Annotated in this window: 22 protein-coding genes, 1 tRNA gene and 1 pseudogene; 13 read left to right on the forward strand and 11 right to left on the reverse strand. The window is 72.0% G+C overall.

Annotation, left to right across the window (positions count from 1 at the left end; translation table 11 throughout):
- Nucleotides 1-108 precede the first annotated feature (108 nt).
- From MKL01_RS00530 to MKL01_RS00540, 3 genes are read right to left on the reverse strand one after another with little or no spacing between them, the layout of a single operon-like run.
- A complete protein-coding gene (locus MKL01_RS00530) occupies nt 109-375 on the reverse strand; it encodes a hypothetical protein (protein ID WP_243903291.1) in 267 nt (88 codons plus the stop codon).
- A gap of 2 nt (nt 376-377) precedes the next feature.
- Complete coding sequence (locus MKL01_RS00535; protein WP_243903292.1) at nt 378-1946, reverse strand: GMC family oxidoreductase; 1569 nt, start codon at nt 1944-1946, stop codon at nt 378-380.
- A gap of 11 nt (nt 1947-1957) precedes the next feature.
- Nucleotides 1958-2506 (reverse strand): gluconate 2-dehydrogenase subunit 3 family protein, encoded by a 549-nt coding sequence (locus MKL01_RS00540; RefSeq protein ID WP_243903293.1) that lies wholly within the window; start codon nt 2504-2506, stop codon nt 1958-1960.
- A 587-nt stretch (nt 2507-3093) separates the two neighbouring features.
- On the opposite strand from MKL01_RS00540, the gene MKL01_RS00545 reads away from it, so the two are divergent.
- The 4 genes and pseudogenes from MKL01_RS00545 (at nt 3094) to MKL01_RS00560 (ending at nt 7901) form a co-directional block, all read left to right on the forward strand.
- Nucleotides 3094-4257, forward strand: coding sequence for an ABC transporter substrate-binding protein (locus tag MKL01_RS00545; protein WP_243903294.1), 1164 nt, complete (start codon nt 3094-3096; stop codon nt 4255-4257).
- A 166-nt stretch (nt 4258-4423) separates the two neighbouring features.
- Nucleotides 4424-5188 (forward strand): annotated as a pseudogene (locus MKL01_RS00550) (branched-chain amino acid ABC transporter permease); the annotation flags it as partial.
- 107 nt (nt 5189-5295) lie between these two features.
- On the forward strand, nt 5296-7131 hold the full coding sequence (locus MKL01_RS00555; protein ID WP_243903296.1) for an ABC transporter permease subunit: 1836 nt from the start codon (nt 5296-5298) through the stop codon (nt 7129-7131).
- Between the two features lie 8 nt (nt 7132-7139).
- Nucleotides 7140-7901 carry an ABC transporter ATP-binding protein gene (locus MKL01_RS00560; RefSeq protein ID WP_243903297.1) on the forward strand — a complete coding sequence of 254 codons (762 nt, stop codon included), beginning with the start codon at nt 7140-7142 and terminating at the stop codon, nt 7899-7901.
- 173 nt (nt 7902-8074) lie between these two features.
- Here the strand turns inward: MKL01_RS00560 and MKL01_RS00565 are convergent, their stop codons facing one another.
- The 3 genes from MKL01_RS00565 to MKL01_RS00575 form a co-directional block, all read right to left on the reverse strand.
- Nucleotides 8075-9499 (reverse strand): hypothetical protein, encoded by a 1425-nt coding sequence (locus tag MKL01_RS00565; RefSeq protein ID WP_243903313.1) that lies wholly within the window; start codon nt 9497-9499, stop codon nt 8075-8077.
- Between the two features lie 109 nt (nt 9500-9608).
- Nucleotides 9609-10970, reverse strand: a complete 1362-nt coding sequence (locus MKL01_RS00570) for an NAD(P)H-dependent oxidoreductase (RefSeq protein WP_243903298.1) — start codon at nt 10968-10970, stop codon at nt 9609-9611.
- A 282-nt stretch (nt 10971-11252) separates the two neighbouring features.
- A complete protein-coding gene (locus MKL01_RS00575) occupies nt 11253-12164 on the reverse strand; it encodes a LysR substrate-binding domain-containing protein (RefSeq protein ID WP_243903299.1) in 912 nt (303 codons plus the stop codon).
- A gap of 214 nt (nt 12165-12378) precedes the next feature.
- Here MKL01_RS00575 and MKL01_RS00580 point away from each other — a divergent pair, with 214 nt between their 5' ends.
- Entirely contained in the window at nt 12379-13242 is an 864-nt protein-coding gene (locus MKL01_RS00580; RefSeq protein WP_243903300.1) for a class II aldolase/adducin family protein, read from the forward strand.
- A 477-nt stretch (nt 13243-13719) separates the two neighbouring features.
- Here MKL01_RS00580 and MKL01_RS00585 read toward each other — a convergent pair.
- Nucleotides 13720-13796 (reverse strand) — tRNA-Arg (locus tag MKL01_RS00585).
- Nucleotides 13797-14003: 207 nt separating this feature from the next.
- On the opposite strand from MKL01_RS00585, the gene MKL01_RS00590 reads away from it, so the two are divergent.
- The gene (locus MKL01_RS00590; RefSeq protein WP_243903301.1) at nt 14004-16163 is read left to right on the forward strand and encodes an FUSC family protein; all 2160 of its coding nucleotides are present in this window, start codon (nt 14004-14006) and stop codon (nt 16161-16163) included.
- 76 nt (nt 16164-16239) lie between these two features.
- Here the strand turns inward: MKL01_RS00590 and MKL01_RS00595 are convergent, their stop codons facing one another.
- Nucleotides 16240-16470, reverse strand: a complete 231-nt coding sequence (locus tag MKL01_RS00595) for a hypothetical protein (protein WP_243903302.1) — start codon at nt 16468-16470, stop codon at nt 16240-16242.
- A gap of 342 nt (nt 16471-16812) precedes the next feature.
- Between MKL01_RS00595 and pth the strand changes: the two genes are divergently transcribed.
- The 6 genes from pth to MKL01_RS00625 all read left to right on the forward strand — a co-directional run bounded on the left by pth (nt 16813) and on the right by MKL01_RS00625 (nt 21396).
- On the forward strand, nt 16813-17421 hold the full coding sequence (pth, locus tag MKL01_RS00600) for an aminoacyl-tRNA hydrolase (protein ID WP_243903303.1): 609 nt from the start codon (nt 16813-16815) through the stop codon (nt 17419-17421).
- 45 nt (nt 17422-17466) lie between these two features.
- Entirely contained in the window at nt 17467-17694 is a 228-nt protein-coding gene (locus tag MKL01_RS00605) for a hypothetical protein (protein WP_243903304.1), read from the forward strand.
- Nucleotides 17678-18133, forward strand: coding sequence for a PIN domain-containing protein (locus MKL01_RS00610; RefSeq protein ID WP_243903305.1), 456 nt, complete (start codon nt 17678-17680; stop codon nt 18131-18133). The genes MKL01_RS00605 and MKL01_RS00610 overlap by 17 nt, the downstream gene beginning before the upstream one ends.
- A gap of 4 nt (nt 18134-18137) precedes the next feature.
- Nucleotides 18138-19235 (forward strand): redox-regulated ATPase YchF, encoded by a 1098-nt coding sequence (gene ychF / locus MKL01_RS00615; RefSeq protein WP_243903306.1) that lies wholly within the window; start codon nt 18138-18140, stop codon nt 19233-19235.
- Nucleotides 19236-19304: 69 nt separating this feature from the next.
- A complete protein-coding gene (locus MKL01_RS00620) occupies nt 19305-20294 on the forward strand; it encodes a MaoC family dehydratase (protein WP_243903307.1) in 990 nt (329 codons plus the stop codon).
- Between the two features lie 58 nt (nt 20295-20352).
- Complete coding sequence (locus tag MKL01_RS00625) at nt 20353-21396, forward strand: aldo/keto reductase (RefSeq protein ID WP_243903308.1); 1044 nt, start codon at nt 20353-20355, stop codon at nt 21394-21396.
- A gap of 6 nt (nt 21397-21402) precedes the next feature.
- Here MKL01_RS00625 and MKL01_RS00630 read toward each other — a convergent pair whose 3' ends face one another.
- The 3 genes from MKL01_RS00630 to mtnA all read right to left on the reverse strand — a co-directional run bounded on the left by MKL01_RS00630 (nt 21403) and on the right by mtnA (nt 23407).
- Nucleotides 21403-21861 carry a hypothetical protein gene (locus MKL01_RS00630; protein ID WP_243903309.1) on the reverse strand — a complete coding sequence of 153 codons (459 nt, stop codon included), beginning with the start codon at nt 21859-21861 and terminating at the stop codon, nt 21403-21405.
- A 126-nt stretch (nt 21862-21987) separates the two neighbouring features.
- Complete coding sequence (locus MKL01_RS00635) at nt 21988-22152, reverse strand: DUF4160 domain-containing protein (RefSeq protein WP_243903310.1); 165 nt, start codon at nt 22150-22152, stop codon at nt 21988-21990.
- A 154-nt stretch (nt 22153-22306) separates the two neighbouring features.
- Nucleotides 22307-23407, reverse strand: a complete 1101-nt coding sequence (mtnA, locus tag MKL01_RS00640) for an S-methyl-5-thioribose-1-phosphate isomerase (RefSeq protein WP_243903311.1) — start codon at nt 23405-23407, stop codon at nt 22307-22309.
- Nucleotides 23408-23579: 172 nt separating this feature from the next.
- Here mtnA and MKL01_RS00645 point away from each other — a divergent pair.
- The coding region (locus MKL01_RS00645; protein WP_243903312.1) for a DNA translocase FtsK at nt 23580-25181 on the forward strand (1602 nt) is incomplete at its 3' end.

A 25181-nucleotide genomic window follows, 5' to 3' on the forward strand; every position in this document is an offset into this window, starting at 1 on the left:
CAGAGTGCCTGTCCGCGACATCTCCTGAACGCGCTCGATCCGGAACCGTCCCCCTCCCCCCTCTGCGGGGGAGGGAGGACGCCCGTGGCGCCTGTTCCGCGCGCCGCGTCAGCGCAGCTTCTGCTCCTCTTTCTCCCGCTCGGTCGGCGGCCGGGCGCGGTCGGCGCCCTCGGCGGCGGGGGTGGCGACCGGCGCCTGCGGATAGGCGACGTTCGGGGTCCGGCCGGTGCTGCCGACCGTGCTGTTGTCCGTCCCGGGCGTCGCCGCCACGTCCGGCGGCAGCGCGTCGCCGGGGCGGGGTTGAGCCAGGGCGGCGCCCGGAAGTGAAGCCGCGAGGAGGGCGAGGGACCAGGTCCGGAAGAGGCGCTGGCGCATCGTCAGATCTCGCCCCGGCCCATCATCCCGGCCATCGCGTCGGCCTGGCGGATCGCCAGCGCCACGATGGTCAGGGTCGGGTTGCAGGCCGCGCTCGTGGTGAACTGGCTGCCGTCCGAGACGAACAGGTTCCTGACGTCGTGGGTCTGCCCGAAGGCGTTGACCACGCCGTCCTGCGGCCGCGCGCTCATCCGGTTGGTGCCGAGGTTGTGCGTGCTCGGATAGGGCGGGGTCGGGAAGGTTCTTGTCGCGCCCACCGCCTCGTAGATCGCGGCGCCCTGGCGGAACGCGTGGGCGCGCATCGCCGTGTCGTTGGGGTGGTCGTCGTAGTGGACGCTCGCCACCGGCATGCCCTGCGCGTCCTTCACGGTCGGGTCGAGGGTGATGCGGTTCTGGGCCTGGGGCAGGTCCTCGCCGACGATCCACATCCCGGCGAGGTTGGCGTAGCCGTCCATCACCGAGGTGAAGCCGCGGCCCCAGGCGCCGGGGTTGAGGAACGCCGCCATGAACGGCACGCCGAGCGAGAGCGTCTCCAGCTCGTAGCCGCCCGCAAAACCCCGGGACGGGTCGTGGCGGGCCTCGTCGCGCACGATCCCCGCCATGGTGGTGCCCCGGTACATGTGCACCGGCCGCTCGAACATGCCGTAGACCGTGCCGGTGGTGTGGCGCATGTAGTTGCGCCCGACCTGGCCGGAGGCGTTCGCCAGCCCGTCCGGGAACAGCGACGAGGCCGAGTTGAGCAGCAGCCGCGGGCTCTCGATGGAGTTGCCCGCCACCGCCACGATCCGGGCCTTCTGGCGCTGCATCGCGCCGGTCGCGTCGGCGTAGACGACGCCGGTGACCTTGCCGGAGGCGTCGTGCTCGATCTTGACCACCATCGATTTCGGGCGGACCTCCAGGAAGCCGGTCTCCTCGCCCTTGGGGATCTCGGTGTAGAGGGTCGACCACTTCGCCCCCGACTTGCAGCCCTGGAAGCAGAAGCCGATCTGCATGCACGAGGACCGGTCGTCCCGGGGCACGCTGTTGATCGCCATGCGGCCGGTATGGACCTCCGTGTAGCCGATCTTGGTGGCGCCGGCCTGCAGCACTTTGAAGTTGTTGTTCCCCGGCAGGCCCGGCAGGCCGTTGGTGCGGGTCACGCCCATCTTGTCCTCGGCGCGGGCGTACCAGGGCTCCAGCTCGGCGAGGGTCACCGGCCAGTCGAGGAGGTTGGCGCCGGGAATGTCCCCGTAATGGTCGCGGGTGCGGAACTCGTGGTCCTCGAAGCGCAGGGACGCGCCGGCCCAGTGGGTCGTGGTGCCGCCCACCGCCTTGACGATCCAGGCCGGCAGGTTGGGGAAGTCCCGGGCCACCCGCCAGTCCCCCGAGGTGGTGCGCGCGTCCTTCCAGGCGAGCTGGGCGAAGCTCTCCCACTCGTCGTTGACGAAGTCGGCGATCTCGTAGCGGTCGCCGGCCTCCAGGATCACCGTCTTGATGCCGCGCTGGGCCAGCTCGTTGCCCAGCGTGCCGCCGCCGGCCCCCGAGCCGACGATGACGACGACCGAATCGTCGGTGAGGTCGAAGCGTGCCATGCCCTGCCCCCTCAGACCTTGTCGACCCAGTCGATGTCGTTGAACCCGCGCTCCAGGTAGCCGCCATGCTCCGCCGAGGAGCCCTCGTAGCCGAGCTTCCGCCACAGCGGCTTCTGGTTGTAGAGGGAGACGACCAGATCGGCGCGGATCGTCTTGAAGAAGGCGCCCGACTCGATGCCCCGGAGCAGGGGCACCCGGTCGTCCTCCCAGCCGACGTCGATGTAGGGCCGGCCGTGCCGGGCCTTGGCGGCGGCGTCGAGGCCGGCCACGCCGTCCTCGAGGAGCGCGCGGGTGTCGGCATCCCCGGCCGCCTTGGCGTCCCAGGGGAGGATCGCGGTGCGGTAATATTGGTCCGAGAGCTGGTCGTGCGGGTAGATGTCCCGCGCCATCAGCACCAGGGTCTTCAGGCCGTGCGGCGTCAGCGCCTGCGCGCCCTCCGCCCAGGCATCGGCGGTCGCCAGCGCCGCGCCGGAGGCCAGCGCGGCCGCCGGTGCGGCGCTGGCCGCACCCTTGAGAAAACTCCGCCGGTCGACCGGCGTGCGCCTGTCCACGAGCCTCATCGTTCCTCCCGGCGGATGTGTCCGCGCCTGCCCCTTCAACGGGGACAATCTCGATTTTGGACGATTAAAGCGTGTGCTCCGGCGCCTGTCCACCCGAATAGCCGGTGCCCGAATGCCGCGATGACAGTGCGATCCGGATGTCGCCTCGGGACGACTTTGTAAGAATACAATATTCAGCGTCGATCACTTCCGGCCCGGCTGCGATCCGGCCTCCGGCCTTCTCCCTGCGTCAGAGCGCGAGTGGCACGGGCTCGCGGCCTGCGGCGGATGACGTTGCACCGACGGCGGCCGCGCAAACCCCTCGCCCCGCCTGCGGGGAGAGGGGGCGGACGTCGCGCCCTTCGAGCCCTGAAGTGCGAACCGTGTATCCCCCGGCGGGAAGCGCGGCGAAGCGCAGCCTTTCATCGCGTCCCGATGAGCCCCCCATCCCTGGCCCGCCGTCCCGTGACGATCCCGAGTGACGATCCCGGGCCATCCTCTCATTTCCGTGAAGCTCGGGCGCCCGGCGGGATGGACAGGGCGGCATCCGGCATGGAGCATCCCCGCCAACGCCGGGCCTCAGCATCGGCGAAGGGACGGATACGCCAATGAGGACGACGCGCCGCGTTTTCTTGACCGGTGCCGCATCCGCGGTCGCGGGCGGCCTCGCGCCGGGGGTGATCCGCTCGGCCTGCGCCCAGGGCGCCGGGTCGACCGTGCGGATCGGCATGGTGCTCCCCGTGACGGGGCCCGGCGCGGATGCGGGCCGCTACGCGCTCGCCGGCGCCAGGATCGCCCTGGAGGCGGTCAACAAGGCCGGCGGGGTGCTGGGCAAGCCCCTGGAGATCGTCACCGAGGACGACCAGACCACCAATCCGGGGGCGGTCTTCGCCTTCTCCAAGCTCGCCTCGCAGAGCGACCTCGTGGGCTTCCTGGGCTCGATCCGCTCGACCCAGAACCACGCCATGGCGCCCGACATCCTGAAGACCGGCAAGCCCGTCTGCTTCGGCGGCACCGATCCGGTTCTGACGCAGCTCGGCAATCCCTGGCTGTTCCGCTTCCGGCCCAACGACAGCTTCTCGGCCCGGGTGATCGCCGAGCACGGCGTCACCGGGCTGGGCAAGAAGAAGTGGGCGATCATCCACTCCACCGACGCCTTCGGCACGAGCGGCGCCAAGGCGCTGGCCGAGAGCCTGGCCAAGGGCGGCGCCACGGTCGCCCTCGACCAGGGCTACACCAACCAGAGCCAGGACTTCACGCCGGTGGTGCTGGCGATCCGCCAATCGGGCGCCGACGTGATCGGCTCCTACTTCACCTTCGAGAACGACATCGGGATCTTCGCCCGGCAATTGCGCCAGCTCGGCGTCACCGCGCCCTGGGTCGGCTCCCCGTCGATCACCAACGTCACCGCCCTGAAGCTCGCCGGCCCGTCGCTGTACGGCACCTACGGGGTGGCCGACTACGCCGAGGAATCGAGCGAGGCCGCCCGCGCCTACGGCAAGGCCTACCGGGCGGCCATGAAGGTCGCGCCCGACAACCAGTCGTCCTGGACCTTCGATGCGGTCACGGTGCTGGCCAAGGCGATCAACGCCGCGGGCAAGACCGATCCGCAGGCGATCCGCGAGGCTCTCCTGGCGGTGCGCGGCCATGACGGCGCCGAGGGCACCTACAACTTCGACAAGAACGGCGACGGCCTGCACGGCTACAACGTCGTGCGCAACGACAAGGGCACCATCGCCTTCGACCGGCGGATCGACTTCTACCAGGGGTGAGATGCGCGTGTTCGCTGCCGACGCGCCCTCCCCTCCCGCCTAGAGGGGGGAGTCGCGCGGAAACGTCTCCGACCCAGATGTGTGACCGTTATGAACCGCCCACGCGCGGGCCCGGCTCCAGGAACACCCGCCCAACCCCCGACAGGAACATGAGAGTGCGGACCGCATGGACCTGATCCTGCAGCTCCTCTTCACCGGGATCGGCATCGGCTCCGTCTACGCCCTGGTGGCGCTCGGCTTCGTGCTGATCTTCCGCGCCACCAACGTGGTGAACTTCGCGCAGGGCGAGTTCTCGATGGTGGCGGCCTTCCTGATGGTGGTCTTCGCCGTCGACCTCGAATGGCCCTACTGGCTGTCGCTCCTGCTCACCCTCGGCGGGATGGCGCTGCTCGGCGCCCTGTTCAACCTGGGCGTCTACTATCCCCTGCGCCACCGCAGCTACCTGCCGGTGATCATCTCGACCATCGGCGCCTCGATCTTCCTCGCCAACACCACGCTCGCCCTCTACGGGCCGCAGCCGCAGGTGCTGCCGCCCGTCTTCGAGACGCAGGGGTTCCTGCTCGGGCCGGTCTTCCTCGACAGCCAGTACCTGCTGATCATCGCGGTGACGGCGGCCCTGGTGGCGTTCCAGTACTGGTTCTTCGAGCACACGCTCGTCGGCAAGAAGCTGCAGGCGACCTCCCAGGACAAGGAGATGGCGGCGCTCCTGGGCATCCCGGTGGCCGGCATGATCATGCTGACCTTCGTGTACAGCGCGGTGCTCGGCGGCATCGCCGGCATTCTGGTGGCGCCGGTGCTGTTCGTGTCGATCCAGATGGGCGCCACGATCGCCCTCAAGGCCTTCGCCGCCACCATCATCGGCGGCTTCGGCGACGTCACCGGGGCGATCATCGGCGGCCTGGCGCTCGGGATCATCGAGACCTTCGGGGCGGCCTACGTCTCGGTGCCCTACAAGGACGCGTTCGCGTTCCTGGTCCTCATTGTCTTCCTCGTCGTGCGCCCGCAGGGCCTGTTCGGCGAGCGCGTGGCGGAGAAGGCATGAGCGGCACCCCCTCCCCCGTCGCCGGCCCGGCCGCAGCGGCGCCGGCGCCCGCACCCCGCCGTCTGCCGCTGGGCAGCCTCGCCTACGCGGCCCTGGCGGCCATCGTGGTGGCGCTCGCCGCGACGACGCCGTTCAGCGGCTACGCCCTCAACATCCTGATGCAGGCGGCGACCTACGCCATCGCGGTGATCGGGCTCACGGTGGTGCTGGGCCTGTGCGGGCAGATCAACCTCGCCCAGGCGGCCTTCTTCGGGATCGGCGCCTACGCGGTCGGCCTCGGCACGGTCGACGGGGGTCTTAACTTCTGGCTGTGCCTCGTGACCGGACTGGCCCTCGCGGGGGTGCTGGGCGCCGTGCTCGGCGCCTCCACGCTGCGGCTCGGCGGCCATTACCTGGCCATGGTGACGATCTCGTTCCAGCAGATCCTGACGCTGGTGCTGACCAACTGGATCCCCGTCACCCACGGGCCCGACGGGGTGCCGAACATCCGCCGCCCGGCGCTGTTCGCGGACGGGCAGAGCTACCTCGCCCTGTGCGTGCTGGTGCTGGCGGTGGTCGGCTGGCTGGTCTGGCACATGCCGCGGACCCGGCTCGGGCGCGCCATGCGGGCGGTCCGCGACAACGAGCTGGCGGCGGGGGTCTCGGGCATCGACATCTACCGCACCAAGGTGGCGGCCTTCGCCCTCGGGGCGCTGCTGGCGGGGCTCGGCGGCGGCCTGTTCGCCGGCAGCTTCACCTATATCAGCCCGGACCAGTTCTCCTTCGCCGAGTCGATCGTCTTCCTGACGATGGCGCTCCTCGGCGGCGTCGGCTCGCCGGTGGGGGCCGTGATCGGCACGGCCCTGCTGATCCTGATCCCGGAATGGCTCCGCTTCCTCAAGGAGATCCCGGGGCTCTACCTGGCGATCTACGGGCTGGCGGTGATCCTGATCGTGGTGTTCATGCCCGACGGGATCTGGGGCTTCCTCGGCGACCAGGTCCGGCGCCTGCGCCGCGCCCGCCCGGCCCCGACCCCCGCCGCCGAACTGACCCTGAGCCAGGGCGCGGCCTCCGCCGCGCCGATGCTGGAGGTGTCGGGCCTCGCCAAGCATTTCGGCGGCCTCAAGGCCGTGGACGCGGTGAGCTTCACGGTGGCGCAGGGCGGCATCCACGCGCTGATCGGCCCGAACGGCTCGGGCAAGACCACGACGCTCAACGTCCTCTCGGGTCTCTACAGCCCCACCGGCGGCACCGTCCGGCTGGCCGGGCAGGACGTCACCCGGCTGCCCCCGCACCGGCGGGCGGCTTCCGGGATCGGGCGCACCTTCCAGAACATCCGGCTGTTCCGCTCCATGAGCGCCCTGGAGAACGTCGTCATCGGGGCCGAGCGGCCCAACAACCCGCTCGGCGCCCGCGACCGGGCCGCCCTGGAGGCCCGCGCCCGGGCGGCGCTCGCCTTCGTGGGGCTGGAGGGCCGGGCGCAGGAGCCGATCTCGGGCTTCTCGTACGGCCACCAGCGGCTGATCGAGATCGCCCGGGCGCTCGCCGGCAACCCCGTGCTGCTGCTCCTCGACGAGCCCGCCGCGGGGCTCAACTCCAGCGAGAAGAACGCCCTGACGGTGCTCCTGCGCCGGATGGCCGCCAAGGGGCTGACCATCCTGATCATCGACCACGACATGACGCTGGTGAGCGACGTGGCGAGCCACGTCACCGTGCTGAACTTCGGCCGCCGCATCGCCGACGGCGTCACCGCGACCGTGCTGCGCGAGCCCGCGGTGATCCAGGCCTATCTCGGCGAGGACGCCACCGCGGGGCCGGCGGCGAGCCTCAAGACCGACCTCGCACCGGTGTGAGTCCCGCGATGACGACGCCCGCCGCACCGCTGCTCGAGATCCGCGACCTCGTGGTCCGCTACGGGGAGATCGAGGCCGTGCGCGGCCTGTCCTTCTCCGTCGGCGCCGGGGAGGTCGTGACCCTGCTGGGCTCCAACGGCGCCGGCAAGTCCACCACCCTGAAGGCGATCTCCGGGCTGGTCCGGCCCGCCGCCGGCACGATCCTGCTGGAGGGGCGGCCGCTGGAGGGCCTGAAGCCGGAGGCGATCGTGCGCCTCGGCGTCGCCCACGTGCCGGAAGGGCGCCGGGTCTTCCCGGGCCTGACGGTGCGCGAGAACATCATGCTGGGGGCCTCGAACCGGTCCGGCCTCGCCAAGCGGGCCCTGCGCGACGAGGTCGAGGCGATGTTCGACCTGTTCCCGGACATCCGCCGGTTCGGCGACGCGCTCGGCTGGACGCTGTCGGGGGGCCAGCTCCAGATGGTGGCGCTGGCCCGCGGCCTGATGGCCAAGCCCCGGATCCTGCTCCTCGACGAGCCCTCCCTCGGCCTCGCCCCGGTGATCGTCCAGGCGGTGTTCGCGATCATCGCCGAGGTGCGCCGCCGCGGCACCACGGTGCTGCTGGTGGAGCAGAACGCCCGGATGGGCCTCTCGGTGGCCGACCGCGGCTACGTGCTGGAGACCGGCCGGCTGGTCCTCTCAGGGAACCCGGAATCGCTCTGGGCCAACGACGAGATCCGCTCGGCCTATCTCGGCGGGCGGGCGAAGGCGGAGGCGCTCGCCGCGGGGTGAGGGTGATTTTCGGCTCGGGCGCGCTCCGTCCCCCCTCTGCGGACGACCGGATCCACGCGTCGTCCTCGGAGAATGAGCGCGCACGGTTCCGCGCCTCTCCCTCCCCCCTCTGCGGGGGAGGGAGGGCGCATGTGCGCCGTCGCCGTCATCGCGCGCGAAGCGCCGTGCCCGGATCAGTCGAGGGCGTAGCCCAGGAGCCCCTCGGCGGCCTGCCCCTCGCAGCCGCCGTCCACCGACACGAAGTGGTCGTGCCCGCCGGCGTTGCAGCGGTAGAGCGCGTGGCTGCCCGGATGCGCCGCCGCGTAGACGTAGCCGGTCTGCCCCAGGGGCGTGTGGCCCTCGCAGGTCGGGTCCCGGCTGAGGAAATGGTCGGTGCCGGCCACGCAGCTCATGAGCTTGGCGGTGCCGGGCCGGGGCAGCAGGAACAGCGAGCCGAGGGTCGACTCGACCGTGAAGTCCGGTGCCGTATAGCCCGTCGTGACCCAGTGGCCGCCTGGCCCGACCGCCCGCTTCAGGGGGGCGCGGTCGGAGGCCGGATCCAGGGTCGCGGTGGCGATCCGCCACGTGCCGGGATACGGGTCGCCCCCCGAGAAGAACACCGTGATGGCGGGCAGGAACGGCGCGAGGCTGCCGCGGGGATCGCGCTGAAAGCCGGGGCTGTGGTTGAGATAGAAGCCGGTCACGTCCGCGTTCAGGGTGCCGACCGGGGTCCAGCGCGCCGGCGTGCCGCTGAGCAGGGTTTTGAGGGGCATCCGGAAGAGACCCATCTGGTAGGTCTCGCGGTCGGGGTTGCGGGCCGGGTCCTTGCAGGCGGTGCGCGCGCAGTCGCGGCCGGGCAAGCCGGTGATGACGTAGACCTCGCCCGACGCCGGATCGTAGCCGAAGTCGGAATTCGGGTTGATGGCCGTGCCGTCGGCGGCCAGGTTCGGCACCCGCACCGGGGCGTCGAAATGCACCCCGTCGGCCGTGCGCCGGACGTAGAGGTCGCCGAACCCGGCCACGCCCTGCGGCCCGGTCAGATCGGTGGTGAAGACCATGAGGCTCGACCGTCCGTCGAGGTTGATGCTCGCCGGCTGCCCCGCGCCGTAAGTGCCCTGGGCGACGACGGGGTTGAGCGGGGCGATCACCGGGGTCGGGTAGTCGACCCAGGTGACCTTGTCGTTGGAGAAGGCCAGCCCGGTCTGGTTGTTGTTCCCCGGCAGGTTGTCGGCGCCGGAATAGTACATCGCGTAGGCGTAGGGCCGGCCGTCGGCCGGGTTGGTGAAGCGGCCCTTGATCACGCTCGGATCGCAGACGTACTGCCGGTTCCAGGTGCCGGGCGTCGGCTGGAACACGATCCGGGCCGGCGAGAATCCGGTCCGGGGGTCGTAGGCGCGGTGGTAGATGACGTCGGTCTTGCCCTGGCCGCACCACCAGATGTCGGTCGTCCCGTTCTCGGTGATCAGGCTCGGGGCATAGTTGTAGCCCTTGGGATTCGCCTCGTTGACGAAGAGGGCTTGCGCCTCCGGCCCCGTCCAGCCGGCCCGCGCCGGCCCCGCGCAGGCGAGCGCCGTGAGGAGGGATGCGAGGCGCAGTGCCGATCGTCCGCGGGCCAGCATGGTCACATAATCTCCATCGAAGCGGGGCTGAACGGCTCCGCCAGAGCCCCTCTCCCCTCTGCGGGGGAGGGAGGCGCGTGGGACGCCGATACCGTCTTCCGGAGCCGGATCAACCGGCCGCGCCACCCCATTCCGTCCGGAACAGATCCTCCATCGCGCGCCGGACGCGGATCGCCTCCTGGCCGTCGTCGAAGGTGACGTCGCTCCAGCGCACGGCCCGGCCGGCCGGCACGTCGTTTTTCAGGACCATGTTGTGGGCGAGCCCGATCGGCAGGGCGTCCTGCGCCAGGGAATCGGCCGCGGGGATCAGCTTGCCGTAGACGGTGAAGCCGCCCTCGCCGTCGAGCCGCTCCCCCGCCCGCAGGGCCCGCTTGGCGGTGGCCGCCACGTCGCCGCGCCAGTCGCCGGTCGCACCCGTCGCCTCCCCGCGGACCGCGATCGAGGCCACCGAGATCCCGAGCTCCAGGCCGATCAGGTGATAGGGCTTGTAGGTGGCGGCGAAGCGGCCGCTGTCGTCGGTCCTGAGGCCGTACTGGGCGAAGCAGTCGCGCACGTAAGGACTCGGCGCCTCGAACACCGCGTAGACGCCCCAGCGCAGGTCGCGGAACACCGGCCGGCCGTCCCGCTCCAGCGACGAGACCACCTCGACGGTGCCGCGCTCGGTGAGGCAGCCGCCGTCGGCCGCGGGGCGCAGGACGCTCGGCAGGTCGTCGACCCCGCAGGGCGGGAAGGCGAGGCCGTCGCGCGGGGGGGTGAGCCCGCAGGCATTGGCCACCGCGGCCATCTCCAGCGCCGACTTGGTGCCGTCCAGGAAGGAGTTGAACATCTGCGGGTTGAAGTCGCCCCCCGCGACCTGGCTCTCGCTGAAGCCGTAATGGCCCCAGACCGTGTCGGGGGTGGAGGCATGGTAGGCCGGCAGGTACTTGGTGCCCTTGCCGGCGCAGATCACCGCGAGCCCGATGGTGCGCGCCCAGTCGACCAGCTCGGCGATGAGGGCCGGCTGGTCCCCCGAGGCCATGGAGTAGATCACCCCGGCCTCGGCGGCCTTGCGTGCCAGCAGCGGCCCGGCCAGCACGTCGGCCTCGACGTTGACCATCACGATGTGCTTGCCCGCCGCGAAGGCCTTGAGCGCGTGGCGGATGCCGGCCGCCGGGCTGCCGGTGGCGTCGATGACGATGTCCACGAAGGGGCTCGCGATCATCGCGTCGGCATCCTCGGTGACGAAGGTGGTGCCGGCCTGCGCGGCCTCCTCCAGTCCCCGCGCCGCGAAGCGGGCGTCGTCCCAGCCGACCCGGCGCAGCGACGCGCGCGCCCGGTCGGGCGACAGGTCCGCCACGGCGGTCAGGTGGATGCCGGGGGTGCGCGGCGCCTGCGACAGGTACATGGAGCCGAACTTGCCGGCCCCGATCAGGCCGACCCGGACCGGCCGGCCCTCGCTGGCGCGCCGCTGCAGCTTGGCGAATAGGGACATGGTGGGCCCTCCCTGGGCGGTTCACGGCCGGTCGGGATCGGGACCCCGCCGCGCTCGCATTGTCGCGTCGCTCAGACCTACACCTAGCGGCGGCCCCGTCCACCGGAAGGCGCGAACGTTCACGCAAGGGACCGCAACGGCCTGGACGAGGCGCCCTGCGAAGGCTGCCTCCGCCATCCCGGGGGCCGCCGCGGGCGCGCCCGGGGACGACGGCGCAGGGCACCGGCCCTGGTCGGAAACGATCCGGCTGGACGACACGCCCCCCCTCCGATGGCCCCCTCGTCAGGCCGACGTCTCCGGCCGGCCCGCCCGGCTGTCCGCCTCCACGTCCAGGAGCCAGCTGCGGAAGGCCCGGATCTTCTCCAGCGCCCCGTCCCGGTCGCGGTAGCAGATGAAGTGGAGGTCCCGGTACAGGCTCGCGACCCGGCCGTGGCCGAGGCGCACGAGCTGCCCGGCGCCGAGTTCGCCGTCGGCGAACCGCAGGGTCTCCAGCGCGACCCCGAGCCCCTGGACCGCCGCCGAGATCACGAGCGAGCCCCGGTCGAAGGCCGGGCCGCCCGGATCGGTCGGGATCGGCAGGCCGTTATGGGCGAACCAGTCCGGCCACCGCACCGGGCTGAACGACGAGTCCAGCCGGGTGAAGCGCCCGACTCCCCCCGGTCCGACCGCCCGGGCGACCTCCGGGGTGCACAACGCCGCGATCTCCTCCGGCCCGAGGGATTCGACGGTCACGCCGGGCCCGCGCGGGGGCCGGCCGTAGGCGATCAGGACGTCGATCTCCTCGTGCCGCCCGAGATCCACCGGGTCGGCGCTGGTGGACAGGCGGATGGCGATGCCGGGATGCGCCTCCACGAAGGCCGGGAGTCGGGGGCCGAGCCACTTCGCCGCGAAGCTCGGCGTGCAGTGCACCGCGAGCGACGAGGGCGGCGGCGGCCCGAGTTCGGCACAGACCGCCTCGAGCGCGTCGAAGGCGTGCGTCAGCCCCGCGAGCAGGCGCTGGCCCTCGGCGGTGAGCGTCGCCTGGCGGTTCGCCCGCCGGAACAGGGGGCGCCCGAACCAGCGCTCCAGGGCCCGGATCTGGTGGCTCACCGCCGAGGGGGTGAGATGCAGCTCCGCGCTCGCCCGGGCGAAGCTGCCGAGACGGGCCGCCGCCTCGAAGGCCCGCAGGGCGGGGAAGCTCGGGATCCGGCGCATGCGGCGATCCGTGAATATGATTCATGAAAAAGGTGAAAAATCGTCGTTTGTCAACGCGGGTCGGCGGCACGATACTGCCGATCATGCCGCCGCGACGGCCATCAGGCCTGCGGGCCCGAGCCGCGACGCCGCGGGCCGGCCGCCGGCAACCGGGCGCGGTTCCGGCGACCGGTTCCCGCCACCCTCCGTTTCCGCCCGACGACAAGGACACGCCATGCTGGACGACCATGCCGACGCCGCCGCGGCCGCCCTCGACCTGCCCGCCGACGATGCCGGCCGCAAGCGGACCTCGATCTACCAGCCCGAGCAGGCCGGCCTGATCTTCCCGGATATGCCGGACTTCGCCGACCACGCGGAGGCGCGGACGTACCGCAAGCAGCACCTCGTGGCCGCCTGCCGGGCCTTCGCGATGCACGGGTTCGACTACGGCTTCGCCGGGCACCTGACGATCCGGGATCCCGAGCGTCCGGAGCTGTACTGGACCAACCCGATGTGCGTGCACTTCTCGCAGGTGCGGATGTCGAACCTGATCCTGGCCGACCATGCGGGGCGGGTGGTCGAGGGGCGCCACGCGATCAACCGGGCGGGTTTCGTCCTGCACGCCGCCGTGCATGACGAGCACCCCGACGTGATGGCGATGTGCCACGCCCACACGACCTACGGCACCGCGTGGTGCGCCACCGGCCGGCCGCTGGACATGATCAGCCAGGACGCGGCGGCCTTCTACAACAGCCACGCGGTGATCGGCGCCTCGGCGGGGGCGGTCGCGGTGGAGAAGGAGAGCGGCCTCTCGGTGGCCCAGCAGATCGGCCGCAACCGCGGCGTGCTGCACCAGAACCACGGCCTGCTGACCTGCTCGCGCCACAGCATCGACGACGCGGCGTTCTGGTTCATCGCCCTGGAGCGCGCCTGCCAGCAGCAGCTCCTGGTCGAGGCCACCGGGATCAAGCCGCAGCTCCTGTCGGAGAAGACCGCCCGCTACAGCCGCGAGCATGTGGGCAGCGACTACATCGGCTGGCTGCACTTCCAGACGCTGTACAACCACATCGCCGAGACCCAGCCCGACATGTTCGCGTGACGCCACGGGGCCGGCGGATGGGCCGGCGGATGGGCCGGCCGCCGGGCCGGCCCCTGCCGGGCGGGCGCTCCGGGCCCGGGCGCCGGCTGTGACCGGGATACGACAGCCTCCGCGGATCGCCCCGGGGTGCCCCGAACCGCCCCTGTTCGGTCACGATTCGGGAGCGTTCCTCCAGGCGCCCCCCGTCGATCCGGCTTGCGTCATGTTCGCGTTCCCGCACGCACTTCTTCACCGTCACCGCGAGGGGGCCGCCGTGCTCGTCTCGTCCGCGCTGTTCCTGGCCGGAGCCCTGCCGCTGTTCTGGGCGCTGGGCTGAGCCCCGGCACGCCGTCGCCAGGCGGCGCCGGGCGCGTCGACGGCCGAAGCCGCAATCCGGATTCGGGCGGGTTCGGCTGGGCGCAGCCCGTGGCAAGACGCGTCTGGCGGCGATCGGACCGCGACGCGATCCGCTCCATCGCCCCCGGGCGGGCGGCGGGCTGGCGACCCCGGTTGGGCTCGAACCAACGACCTGCCGCTTAGAAGGCGGCTGCTCTATCCAGCTGAGCTACGGAGTCGGGAGGCCAGGCGGCCCCAGAAGCCACGGGTCCGTCCGAGGGTCAAGCGCGTCGCCCGAACCGCCCCGGAGGCCGGGCGGCCTCCGGCGGTTGCGCTCCGGTCCGACCGGGGTTGCGCGGGCCGGGGGATCCGGACAGGCCGGGGCACGGTTCATGCCGGGGCGCCGCGCCCGCGTCTGGAGACCGAGGTTGCCTGCGCCCAGTCCCATGGAATCCCCGACCGATCCCGCCCGGCGCCGGTTCGCGGCCGGGCGGGGCAGCCTCAGCCGCCCCGGCGCGGACCTGCGGCGCCTGCCCACAGGCCTCGATCTGCGCGGGGTGCGGCTCGTGGAGGGCGTGCGCGCCGCCTTCGCCTTCGGCGTCGTCATCCTGATCAACATCTGGGTGCAGTGGCCGCCCCTGCTCACCATGGCGCTCGCCGCCAACCTCGCCTGCTTCTGCGACAATGGCGGGCCGATGCGGACGCGGCTGCGCGTCCTCACGGCCTTCTCGATCCTGGGCGGACTGCTCTGGGCCGGGCTCGGCCTGCTGCAGCCCCACGGGCTCCTCGTGGTCGTCCCGGCCGCCTGCGCGCTGATCTTCGCCTGCTCGTATGCCCGGGTCTGGAGCGTGCAGGCGCAGGCGGCCGGCAACGTGCTGGTGGTCGTGCTGTGCATCGCCCTCGACCGGCCGCTGACCCTGGCGCAGGCCGCCACCACCGTGGCGATGTTCGCGGCGGGCGGCCTGTGGGCGACGTTCCTGGCGCTCGTGATCTGGCGGCTGCATCCCTACCGGCCCGCCCACCGGGCGGTGGCGGAGGTCTGGCGCGGCCTCGCGCGGCTCTGCGGCGACCTCGAGCGCCTCGTCGCCCTGCCGGAACCCGACGCGGAGGCCTTCGACGGCCACGCCCGGGACCACCGGCGGGGCGTGCGGGCCAGCATCGAGACCGCCCGGACGATGATCCTCGACCTCGCCCGCTCCCGGGAGCGGGTCTCGGACCGCACCGGCCAGGCCCTGCTGCGCCTGGAGAGCGCCGAGCAGATCTTTTCCGCCCTGATCGCGGTCGGCGAACTGATCGACAGCCGGCCCGGACCGGAGCGCCGGGCGCTGGCCAAGCTGTTCCTGCGGCGGCTGCGGCCGCTCCTGGTGACCATCGCCCGGGCGATCCGCGACGATGCCAGCCTCGACCTCGCCCGCCTGGAACACTCCATCACCCGGGCCGCGGAGGGCCTGTCGGCGGACCCGACCCTGGCGGCCCTCGCCGGGCGGATCGTCGGGCGGGTGCGCATCGGCGCCAAGCTCTCGACCCCGGAGGGCTACCGGCCGGGGGGCACGCTCACGGAGGGCGGCAGCCTGGACCGGTGGACCCGCTATGTCGGGCCCCTGCGGCAGAACTTCACCCTGGCCTCGCCGAACCTGCGCCACGCCCTGCGGGCGAGCGCGGTCGCGGCGCCGGCGCTCGCCGCCACCCTGACCTACGCGGGCGCCTTCACCCACTGGCTGGTGATGACCGTGGTGCTCACCATGCAGCCCTTCTACGCGGCGACGTGGCAGCGGGCCCTGGAGCGGATCGGCGGCACCGTGCTGGGCGGCCTCGTGGGCGCGGGGCTCGCCTACTACGCCACCACGCCCCTCGCGGAGGCCGGGCTGATCCTGGTGCTCAGCATCGTCGGCTTCGCGGCGCGCCAGATCTCCTACGGCTTCTTCGTCGCCTGCCTGACGCCCCTCGTGGTGCTGCTGGTCGAGCTCCTGGAGCCCGGCCACAGTTCCTGGGAGATCGTCGCCATGCGGGCGGGCTTCACCGTGCTGGGCGGGCTGATCGCGGTGGCGAGCTGCCTGGTGCTCTGGCCGATCTGGGAGCCCGATCAGGTCCGCCAGGAACTGCGCCGGGCGCTCAAGGCCCATGCCGGCTTCGCGGAGGCGGTCCTGCTCGCCCCGGCCGGGGAAGCCCGCGAGGCCGCGATCCTGGCCCGGACCCGCGCCGCCGGCCTCGGCCTCAACGACCTGGAGGCCGCCCTGTCGCGCGCGCTGCAGCAGCCCCGGGCCGGCCGCCATCCGGAGGTGGAATCCGCCCTCGTGGCCGACGCGACCCTGCGCCGGATCAGCGCCCGGCTCACCGTGCTGCGGCATGCCCCCGAGGCCGTGGATCCGGAGGCGGAGGTGTGGCGGGCCTGGATCGCCGCCACCCTGGCGGCGCTCGGGGCGGACCGGCCCCTGCCGGCGCGGCCCGACCTCGACCGGAGGCCGTCGCTCGTCCGGCTCGTGAGCCAGGTCGATCTCCTGGTCGGGACCCTGCGCCCGGGGGAGATCCGGGCGCCGCTGCCCACCGGCCATGCGGACGCGGATCCGGACGGCATCGTGCCCGGGCCATCCGTCCGGACGCCCTGAGGCTCCGGCGGCGCGATCGGGCCGGTCTCGGAGGCGATGCGGGGCCCGCGGGATCGTCCGTGGACCCCGGCCCTCGTCAGAACCGCGGCAGGGCGTTGGCCGGGCCGCCGGCATGGGGGCCGCTGTAGCGATAGGCGGGGGCCCGCTCGGCGCGGACGGTGTCCTGCCGCAGCAGGGCGCCGTTGCCGACCCAGCCTGAATAGGCCGAGGCCGGGTAGGGCGAATGCTTCGAATCCAGACCCTGCGCGAGGGCGGGCGTCGCGGCGGCGGCGACGAGGGCGGCGGCGGCGAGCATGCGGATGGTCATGAGGATCTCCTATACGTCTTCGTCTGACTTCAACGGGAAGTCATCCGGTCAATCCCGTCGCTTGAGGAAGATCGTCGTCGCGCTCTGTTGGGCGGCGGTCTTGATCGCTGCGGCTCTTCTTGGCCGAATGTGACCTCTCAACGGAGATCCTCTGCCTCGGGTTCGCGCGCTGCGGTGCGCTGGCGCACGGCGGGACGCGTTCGGTCTCGAAGGCCGGCACCGCCATCCGAAGGCGGCCGGATCCGGCCAGCCGGATCGCCCGCACCGGGAGCGCCCGCACCGAGGGATGCGTCCCGCGCCGAAGCGTGCCACAGACCGCGGCCTGAAGGGGATGCAACCACCATGCGGCTGATCGTCGGCCTCGGAAACCCGGGCGCGCGCTACGCGGGCAACCGGCACAATATCGGCTTCCTGGCCGTCGACGCCATCGCCCGCCAGCACCGGGCGAGCCCGTTCCGCCACCGCTTCCAGGGGGAGGCCGCCGAGGTGGTGCTCGGCCCGGAGCGGGCGATCCTGCTGAAGCCCTCGACCTTCATGAACGAGTCCGGCCGCGCGGTCTCGGAGGCGCAGCGCTTCTACAAGATCCCGCTCGCCGACGTGATCGTGCTGCACGACGAACTCGACCTCGCCCCAGCCAAGCTCCGGGTGAAGCTCGGCGGCGGCAATGCCGGCCATAACGGCCTGCGCTCGATCACCGCGCAGTGCGGCAACGACTATCGCCGGGTGCGGCTGGGCATCGGCCACCCGGGCGACAAGGCCCTGGTGCATGCCTACGTGCTCAACGACTTCGGCAAGGCCGAGCAGCCCTGGGTCGAGGATCTCTGCCGGGCGGTGGCCGACCACGCCGCGCTGCTGGCGGCGGGCGAGGATGCGAGCTTCCAGAACAAGGTCCACCTCGCCATGGCCGGCCGCGGCTGGGACGAGGTGAAGACGCTGGGCGCGCGAAATTGACACGAAAACACGGGGACACGATATAGATCGGCCTCGGAGGCCGCCATGAAGAACGTCACCGTGACGATGAGCGAGACCTTGCTGCAGCGGGCGCGCGTCGCCGCCGCGCGCGACGGCAAGAGCCTGTCGCGCTTCATCGCCGAGGCGGTCGAGCAGCGTGTCGGCCGACCGCTGACGCAGCGAGAGGCGCTCGAGCGCTTCCTGGCCGGTCCTCTCATGAATCTGACGGACGAGAACGGCAAAGCACCCTCGCGCGATGAACTTTACGATTGAGCCGATCTTCATCGACACGAATGTTCTGGTTTACGCACGCGATGAGCGAAACGCAGACAAGCGTGAGCGCGCACGTGCGTGGCTGGCTACCATCACCGATTTGGGCTGCGCCCGTACGAATCTTCAGGTTCTCAACGAACTGACGCGCTGGATCCTCAAGAACGAGCCGGGACGTTCGCTGAGGGACATCCAGGATGAGGTCGAGACGCTCGGGGCCTGGGGAGCGCGCCCGATCGATCCAGATGACACCGAACTGGCGTGGCTCGTTCGCAAGAATCTCGGCTATCAGTGGTTCGACTGCCTCCTCGTGGCCGCAGCCCAGCTCGCCGGATGCCGCTACGTCCTGACCGAGGATATGGCGCACGGCGCCGTGTTCGAGGGCCTTACCCTCATCAACCCTTTCCGCGCGTCGCCCGGCGACGTGCTTCAACGGAACTAAGTCCATGGGCTTCAAATGCGGCATCGTCGGCCTGCCGAACGTCGGCAAGTCGACCCTGTTCAACGCGCTGACGCAGACGGCGGCCGCCCAGGCGGCCAATTACCCGTTCTGCACCATCGAGCCGAATGTCGGGGAGGTGGCGGTGCCCGATCCGCGGCTGACCGACCTCGCCCGGATCGCCTCCTCCAAGGAGATCATCCCGACCCGGCTGACCTTCGTGGACATCGCCGGGCTGGTGCGCGGCGCCTCCAAGGGCGAGGGCCTGGGCAACCAGTTCCTGGCCAACATTCGCGAGGTCGACGCCATCGCCCACGTGGTCCGCTGCTTCACGGACGGGGACGTCACCCACGTGGAGGGCAAGGTCGATCCGGCCGCCGACATCGAGACCATCGAGACCGAGCTGATGCTGGCCGACCTCGACAGCCTGGAGCGCCGGGCCGTCGCCCTGGAGAAGAAGGCCAAGGGCGCCGACAAGGAGGCCAAGGAGAGCCTCGACCTCGTCAACCGGGCGCTCCCGCTCCTGCGCGACGGCAAGCCGGCGCGGCTGGTGGAGCGCAAGCCCGACGAGGAGAAGCTGTTCCAGTCCCTGGGGCTGATGACGGCCAAGCCCGTGCTCTACGTCTGCAACGTCGACGAGGGCGACGCCGACAAGGGCAACGCCCATTCGGAGGCGGTCTTCGCCCGCGCCAAGGCGGAGGGCGCCGTGGCGGTGGTGGTCTCGGCCAAGATCGAGAGCGAGATCGCCGTGATGGCGGAGGCCGACCAGGCCGAGTTCCTGGAGGCGGTGGGGCTCGCCGAGCCCGGCCTCAACCGGGTGATCCGCGCCGGCTACGACCTGCTGGGCCTCGTGACCTACTTCACGGTCGGCCCCAAGGAGGCCCGCGCCTGGACGATCACCAAGGGCACCCGCGCCCCCGGGGCGGCCGGGGTGATCCACTCGGATTTCGAGAAGGGCTTCATCCGGGCCGAGACCATCGCGTTCAAGGACTACACGGCGCTCAACGGCGAGGCCGGCGCGCGCGATGCCGGCAAGCTGCGGCTGGAGGGCAAGGAGTACGTGGTGCAGGACGGCGACGTGCTGCATTTCCGCTTCGCCAACTGACGCCGGCTCCGCCCGCAGAGACGGCGTATCCCGACTCAATGCCCCGCTGACCCACGAGACGAGCCCGCCATGCCCGACCCCGCGCTCGAGGATTTCGCCGTCGGCGACGTGATCGTCGGCGAGCCGTTGACCGTGTCGCGCGACGACATCGTGGGCTTCGCGAGGCAGTTCGATTTCCAGCCCTTCCACCTCGATGAGGCGGCCGCGGAAGCGAGCTTCGCGGGCCGGCTGATCGGGTCGGGCTGGCACACGGCGGCGCTCGGCATGCGGCTGCTCCAGCAGGGGCCGTTCAAGGGCGGCTCCTCGCTGGGCGCCCCGGGGATCGACGAATTGCGCTGGCTCGCGCCGGTCCTGCCGGGGGATGCCCTGACGCTGACCTTCCGGGTTGCGGGGATCCGGGACTCGGCCTCGAAGCCGGGGCTCGGCTTCGTGACCGCGGAGGTCGCCCTCGGCAACCCGCGCGGCGAGCCGGTGCTGACCCAGCGCTTCACCTTCATGCTGGCCCGGCGCGGCACCGATCCCCTGCCGCCGCGGCCGGTCGAGATCGGCGAGCCCGGTCCCGTCACCGAGCCGGACGACGCCGAGATCCTGCCGTTCCTGCGCGACGCCGAGATCGGCGCCGTGCGCGACCTCGGCGCCTACCCGTTCGGCGCCGAGGCGATCGTGGCCTTCGCCCGCGCCTACGACCCGCAGGCCTTCCACCTCGATCACGCGGCGGCCAAGCGCAGCCATTTCGGCGGCCTCTGCGCCTCCGGCTGGCACACGGCCGCCGCCTACATGAACCGGATGCTCACGACCCGCGCCCGGGACGCTGCCTACACGGCCGCCCGGGGCCCGGTCCCGGAAGCCGGCCCCTCCCCGGGCTTCAAGAACCTGCGCTGGCTCAAGCCGGTCTATGCGGGCGACACGGTCCGGTTCAGCACCAGGCTCACCGACAAGCGCGCCTCGGCCTCGCGCCCCGGCTGGGGGCTGGCGTTTGCCCGCAACACCGGGGTGAACCAGCGCGGCGAGCCGGTCTTTTCCTTCGACAGCGCGGTGTTCCATCGCTGGGAGCCGTGAGCGCACCGGGCCGGGCGTCGCGCGTTGTCGCCGGGGACACGGACGGGATCAGGCGCGCATGTACCAAAAGAAGCTCGGCACCACGGGGCTGTTCGTCTCGGAACTCTGCCTCGGCACCATGACCTTCGGGGGCGGCGCCGGGATGTGGCGCCAGATCGGCGCCCTCGACCAGGCGGAGGCCGGGCGCCTCGTCGGGCGGGCGCTCGAGGCCGGCATCAACTTCATCGACACGGCCGACGTCTACGCGGAGGGCCTCTCCGAGACGATCACCGGCCAGGCCCTGCGCGACCTCAAGGTCCCGCGCGACAGCGTCGTCGTCGCCACCAAGGGCTACGGGCCGACCGGTCCCGGTGCCAACGCCAAGGGCGCCTCGCGCCTGCACCTGATCGACGCCTGCAAGGCGAGCCTCAAGCGGCTCCAGCTCGACCACATCGACCTCTACCAGATCCACGGCTTCGACCCGGCGACGCCGATCGAGGAGCAGGTGCGGGCCCTCGACATCCTCGTGCAGCACGGCCACGTCCGCTATGTCGGCGTCTCGAACTGGGCGGCGTGGCAGGTCGTCAAGGCGCTGGGGATCAGCGCGCGGGCGGGGCTCGCCCGGTTCGAGACCGTGCAGGCCTACTACTCGATCGCCGGACGCGACCTGGAGCGGGAGATCGTCCCGATGCTGCACTCGGAGGGGCTCGGCCTGCTGGTCTGGAGCCCGCTCGCCGGCGGCCTGCTCAGCGGCAAGTATGCCGGCGGTTCCGGCGAGGGCCGGCGCGCGAGCTTCGACTTCCCGCCGGTCGACCGCCCCCGGGCGGAGGCCTGCATCGACGCTATGCGGACCATCGCGGAGGCGCGGGACGTCTCGGTGGCCCAGGTGGCGCTGGCCTGGCTGCTGCACCGCCGGGCGGTGACCAGCGTCATCGTCGGCGCCAAGCGCCTCGACCAACTGGAGGACAACATCGCGGCGACCGAACTCAGCCTCACCGGCGACGAGCTCGACGCCCTCGACGCGGTGAGCGCCCTGCCGGCGGAATATCCGGGCTGGATGTTCGAACGGCAGGGCGCCCGGGCGCAGCAGCTCGCGGAATCGGGCCGGCCCGGGGTGCGGTGAGGCGGCTCACGCCGCATCGGGTGCGAGCCGGGCCTTGCGGGGCCGGTAGTGGGCCTGAACGAACAGCGGGTCACGCCCCATCGCCCGGCACAGCATGGCCACCTGCGCCGGCACCGCTCTCGGTCCCGCCTTCCAGGCGTTGAACGGGCTCAATGACGTGCGGAGCAGGTCCGCAGCCTCCTGGTTCGACACGGCCATGTCCGCCTGCCAAGCTGCGAGGTCCGTCGCCTCGAACGGGCGTTGCTCCCGGGCCAGCAGGTTCAGGTGATAGGCGTCGATCGCAAGATCTCCGTCCTCGTCGCCCCAGCACACCACGGCGTCGTGATCCGTCAGTCCGGGCGTGCGAAACACGGCCGGATCCATGAGCGGTGCCAAGGCCGGACTCGCCCGAGCAATCCAGCCGGCGCGTTCGATCACGTCCTCGCCGCCGCCCTTCCAGGCGACGTGCGGCGCCGTGTCGCTCACGGCCGAGACGGCAAGATCCGGGACAAGGATTGCATCATGACCGAAATCCCCCCGCCACGGGGAAGCGTGGGTTCACGCGATTCCTTTCGGCAACGAGCGCGGCATGGTTCTCCGCGGCCCACGTCATCACCTCCCGGCGCGCGCGCGGTGGGAGGTCGCCCCGAACATCTCCGGCGTCTCGATCACGATGAACGCCTCGAAATCCGGCCCGATGGCGTGGAAATGCGGGGGCAGATGATCGCCGGCGATGATCCGGACAATTACGTTTCCGATCCGCGCGAGCCTGCCCATCGCCGCCCCCGGCGCGCGGAGGAGACCTAGCCCGAAGAAGGCACTCCTGCCAGCGGCGATGCGGGGCGCTCAGTGCGCTGCGCCTGCTGCCTTTGAGCAAGCACCGCGGGAGCGCAGGTTAGCGAAGACCTGTATTACGCCGCGAAGACCTGAATCACGCCGCCTTGCGGCGCTCCGGATAGAGCCCGAACAGCCCCTCACGGCTCGCCGCGCAGACGCCGCGCTCGGTGATGATCCCGGTCACCAGCCGGGCCGGGGTCACGTCGAAGGCGGGGTTGGCCACGGGGCTTCCCGGCGAGACCACCTCGATCGTGGCGAAGCCGCCGTCGGCAAGACGCCCGGTCATGTGGGAGACCTCGCGCCCGTCGCGCTCCTCGATCGGGATCTCCTTCACGCCGTCGTCGAGGGTCCAGTCGATGGTCGAGAACGGCAGCGCCGCGTAGAACGGCACGCGGTTGTCGTGGGCCGCCAGGGCCTTCAGGTAGGTGCCGATCTTGTTGCACACGTCCCCGCGCGCCGTGGTCCGGTCCGAGCCGACGATGCACAGGTCGACGCCCCCGTGCTGCATCAGGTGCCCGCCGGCATTGTCGGCGATCACCGTGTGCGGCACGCCGTGGCCGTTGAGCTCGAAGGCGGTGAGCGCCGCGCCCTGGCTGCGCGGCCGGGTCTCGTCGACCAGCACGTGCACCGGCACGCCGCGCGCGTGGGCGGCGTAGATCGGCGCCAGCGCGGTGCCCCAATCCACCGCGGCGAGCCAGCCGGCGTTGCAATGGGTCAGCACGGTCACGGGCCGGCCGCCGTTGGCCGCGTGCAGGTCGGCGATGATCTGGCCGCCATGGGCGCCGATCGCGCGGCAGCTCGCCACGTCCTCCTCGGCGATGCGGCCGGCCTCCCCGAAGGCGCGGACGAAGCGCTCGTCCGGCTGGACCTGCCGCAGGTTGGCGGAGACCCGGTCCAGCGCCCAGCGCAGGTTGATCGCGGTCGGGCGGGTCGCGGCCAGCACCGCCACCGCCCGGTCGATCCCGTCCATCGACGGATCCGCCCGCATGGCGAGCGCCAGCCCGTAGGCCGCGGTGACGCCGATCAGCGGCGCGCCGCGCACGATCATGGTGCGGATCGCCACAGCGGCGTCGTCCAGCGTGGCGAGGCGCTTCAGCTCGAACGCGAAGGGCAGGCGGGTCTGGTCGATCACCTGGACGCTGACGCCGTCCGGGTCGGGGAAGATCGTGCGATAGGGCTGGCCGTCGATGTTCATGGTCGGTCCTGTGCCACAGCGGGACGGTTTTTGCACCCTCCGGAGTCCCGCCGCGCCCGGCCCCCGGGGATGTGCGGGACCGGCACCGCTCAGCCTTCCTCAACCTTAGCGGCTCGTTAAGGCGGCCGTGCCTAGCCTCTCGGGTAAGTCCCCGTTCTGCGTCCGGTCCCGCATGCGCTCGCTTCGCCGTCCCGCATCGCCCTACGACACCTTCGTCGACAGCGTCCGCCCGTTCCTGGGCAAGCGCCTGACGGAACTCGGCGGGTTCGTGCTGTTCTCCGGCGCGGTGGCGCTGACCGTGGCGCTGGCCACGTGGTCGATCGACGACCCGAGCCTGAACCACGCCACCGACCATGCCGCCCACAACGTGCTCGGCCAGCCCGGCGCCGTGGTGGCGGATCTCGCCATGCAGATCCTCGGGCTCGGCTCCCTGGCCTTCGTGCTGCCGCCGGTGCTCTGGGGCGTGCGGCTGATGCGGGAACGCACCCTGCCCGAGGGCGGCCTGCGCATCGCCCTCTGGATCATCGGCTTCTGCGCGGCGAGCGCGGTGGCAAGCGCACTCCCGCCCACGACGCGCTGGCCGCTGCCGACCGGCCTCGGCGGCGTGGCCGGTGACGGCCTGCTGTCGATGGCGCGGGTGATCGTCGGGGCGGTCTCGTCGGCGGCCGCCCACCTGGTCGGCTTCGGCTACGCCGCCGTGGCGATCCTCAGCCTGACCGGCGCCTGCCGCTTCGGCGTCGTGGAGGAGGACGCGCTTCACGACGACCCCTATCCCGTCCGGCGGCAGGCCCCGCGGGGACGCGAATCCGGCCGCGACGAGCGCGAGGATGCCGACGAGCCGGGTCTCGGCCTCGTGGGGGTCGGCGCCCTGGCGCAGGGCCTGATGGGCCTGCGCGTCGCGGTGGCGGACCGCATCGCCGGGTGGCGGTCGGGCCGGCCCGAGCCCTTCGACGGCGCCTCGCCGGCCCTGGCGGCCCGGCGCGCCTTCACGGATGCGGACCTGCCCTGGGCCGAACATCTCCCCGACGATGTCCGGCCCCCGTCGGACCGGCGCGAGCCCGTCTTCGACGCGCCGGACGGGCCGGCCGCACAGCCCGCGGCCATCCGGCGGGCACCGCCCCCGCACGACGATGACGACGACGCGGACGCGTTCGCGGCTCCGCAGAGCCAGATCCCGTCGCGGCCCGAGCCGCCGGCCGCCTCCCGGGTCGCCCCGCCGGCCGCCGCGCCCGTGCCGGCCCGCCGGGCTCCCGTGCCGCCGGTCCATCCCGAGGATTACGCCCTGCCGGCCCTCGACCTGCTGACGGCCCCCCGGGGCCCCTCGCAGGCGAGCCTGGTCTCGGCGGATGCCCTGGAGCAGAACGCCACGTTGCTCGAGGCGACCCTCGGCGATTTCGGCGTGCGCGGCGACATCCTGGCGGTGCGGCCCGGCCCGGTCGTGACCCTCTACGAGCTCGAGCCCGCGCCCGGCACCAAGTCCAGCCGCGTCATCGCGCTGGCCGACGACATCGCCCGGTCGATGTCGGCGGTCTCGGCCCGCGTCGCGGTGGTCCCGGGCCGGAACGCCATCGGCATCGAGCTGCCGAACGCCAAGCGCGAGACCGTGTATCTCCGCGAGCTCCTGGCCTCCACGGACTTCGCCGAGAGCAAGCACAAGCTGGCCCTGTGCCTGGGCAAGAACATCGGCGGCGAGCCGATCATCGCCGACCTCGCGCGGATGCCGCACCTGCTCGTGGCCGGCACCACCGGCTCGGGCAAGTCGGTGGCGATCAAC

This window comes from Methylobacterium sp. J-070 (assembly GCF_022829385.1).
Taxonomy (GTDB): domain Bacteria; phylum Pseudomonadota; class Alphaproteobacteria; order Rhizobiales; family Beijerinckiaceae; genus Methylobacterium.

Bases quoted from the DNA above. Each gene is read 5' to 3' on its own strand.
- MKL01_RS00530 (WP_243903291.1), bottom strand. From the start codon at position 375: ATGCGCCAGCGCCTCTTCCGGACCTGGTCCCTCGCCCTCCTCGCGGCT.
- MKL01_RS00610 (WP_243903305.1), top strand. From the start codon at position 17,678: ATGAACTTTACGATTGAGCCGATCTTCATCGACACGAATGTTCTGGTT.
- pth (WP_243903303.1), top strand. From the start codon at position 16,813: ATGCGGCTGATCGTCGGCCTCGGAAACCCGGGCGCGCGCTACGCGGGC.
- MKL01_RS00565 (WP_243903313.1), bottom strand. From the start codon at position 9,499: ATGCTGGCCCGCGGACGATCGGCACTGCGCCTCGCATCCCTCCTCACG.
- MKL01_RS00605 (WP_243903304.1), top strand. From the start codon at position 17,467: ATGAAGAACGTCACCGTGACGATGAGCGAGACCTTGCTGCAGCGGGCG.
- MKL01_RS00580 (WP_243903300.1), top strand. From the start codon at position 12,379: ATGCTGGACGACCATGCCGACGCCGCCGCGGCCGCCCTCGACCTGCCC.
- MKL01_RS00620 (WP_243903307.1), top strand. From the start codon at position 19,305: ATGCCCGACCCCGCGCTCGAGGATTTCGCCGTCGGCGACGTGATCGTC.
- MKL01_RS00590 (WP_243903301.1), top strand. From the start codon at position 14,004: ATGGAATCCCCGACCGATCCCGCCCGGCGCCGGTTCGCGGCCGGGCGG.
- MKL01_RS00535 (WP_243903292.1), bottom strand. From the start codon at position 1,946: ATGGCACGCTTCGACCTCACCGACGATTCGGTCGTCGTCATCGTCGGC.
- ychF (WP_243903306.1), top strand. From the start codon at position 18,138: ATGGGCTTCAAATGCGGCATCGTCGGCCTGCCGAACGTCGGCAAGTCG.
- MKL01_RS00570 (WP_243903298.1), bottom strand. From the start codon at position 10,970: ATGTCCCTATTCGCCAAGCTGCAGCGGCGCGCCAGCGAGGGCCGGCCG.
- mtnA (WP_243903311.1), bottom strand. From the start codon at position 23,407: ATGAACATCGACGGCCAGCCCTATCGCACGATCTTCCCCGACCCGGAC.
- MKL01_RS00625 (WP_243903308.1), top strand. From the start codon at position 20,353: ATGTACCAAAAGAAGCTCGGCACCACGGGGCTGTTCGTCTCGGAACTC.
- MKL01_RS00560 (WP_243903297.1), top strand. From the start codon at position 7,140: ATGACGACGCCCGCCGCACCGCTGCTCGAGATCCGCGACCTCGTGGTC.
- MKL01_RS00545 (WP_243903294.1), top strand. From the start codon at position 3,094: ATGAGGACGACGCGCCGCGTTTTCTTGACCGGTGCCGCATCCGCGGTC.
- MKL01_RS00575 (WP_243903299.1), bottom strand. From the start codon at position 12,164: ATGCGCCGGATCCCGAGCTTCCCCGCCCTGCGGGCCTTCGAGGCGGCG.
- MKL01_RS00595 (WP_243903302.1), bottom strand. From the start codon at position 16,470: ATGACCATCCGCATGCTCGCCGCCGCCGCCCTCGTCGCCGCCGCCGCG.
- MKL01_RS00540 (WP_243903293.1), bottom strand. From the start codon at position 2,506: ATGAGGCTCGTGGACAGGCGCACGCCGGTCGACCGGCGGAGTTTTCTC.
- MKL01_RS00555 (WP_243903296.1), top strand. From the start codon at position 5,296: ATGAGCGGCACCCCCTCCCCCGTCGCCGGCCCGGCCGCAGCGGCGCCG.
- MKL01_RS00635 (WP_243903310.1), bottom strand. From the start codon at position 22,152: ATGGGCAGGCTCGCGCGGATCGGAAACGTAATTGTCCGGATCATCGCC.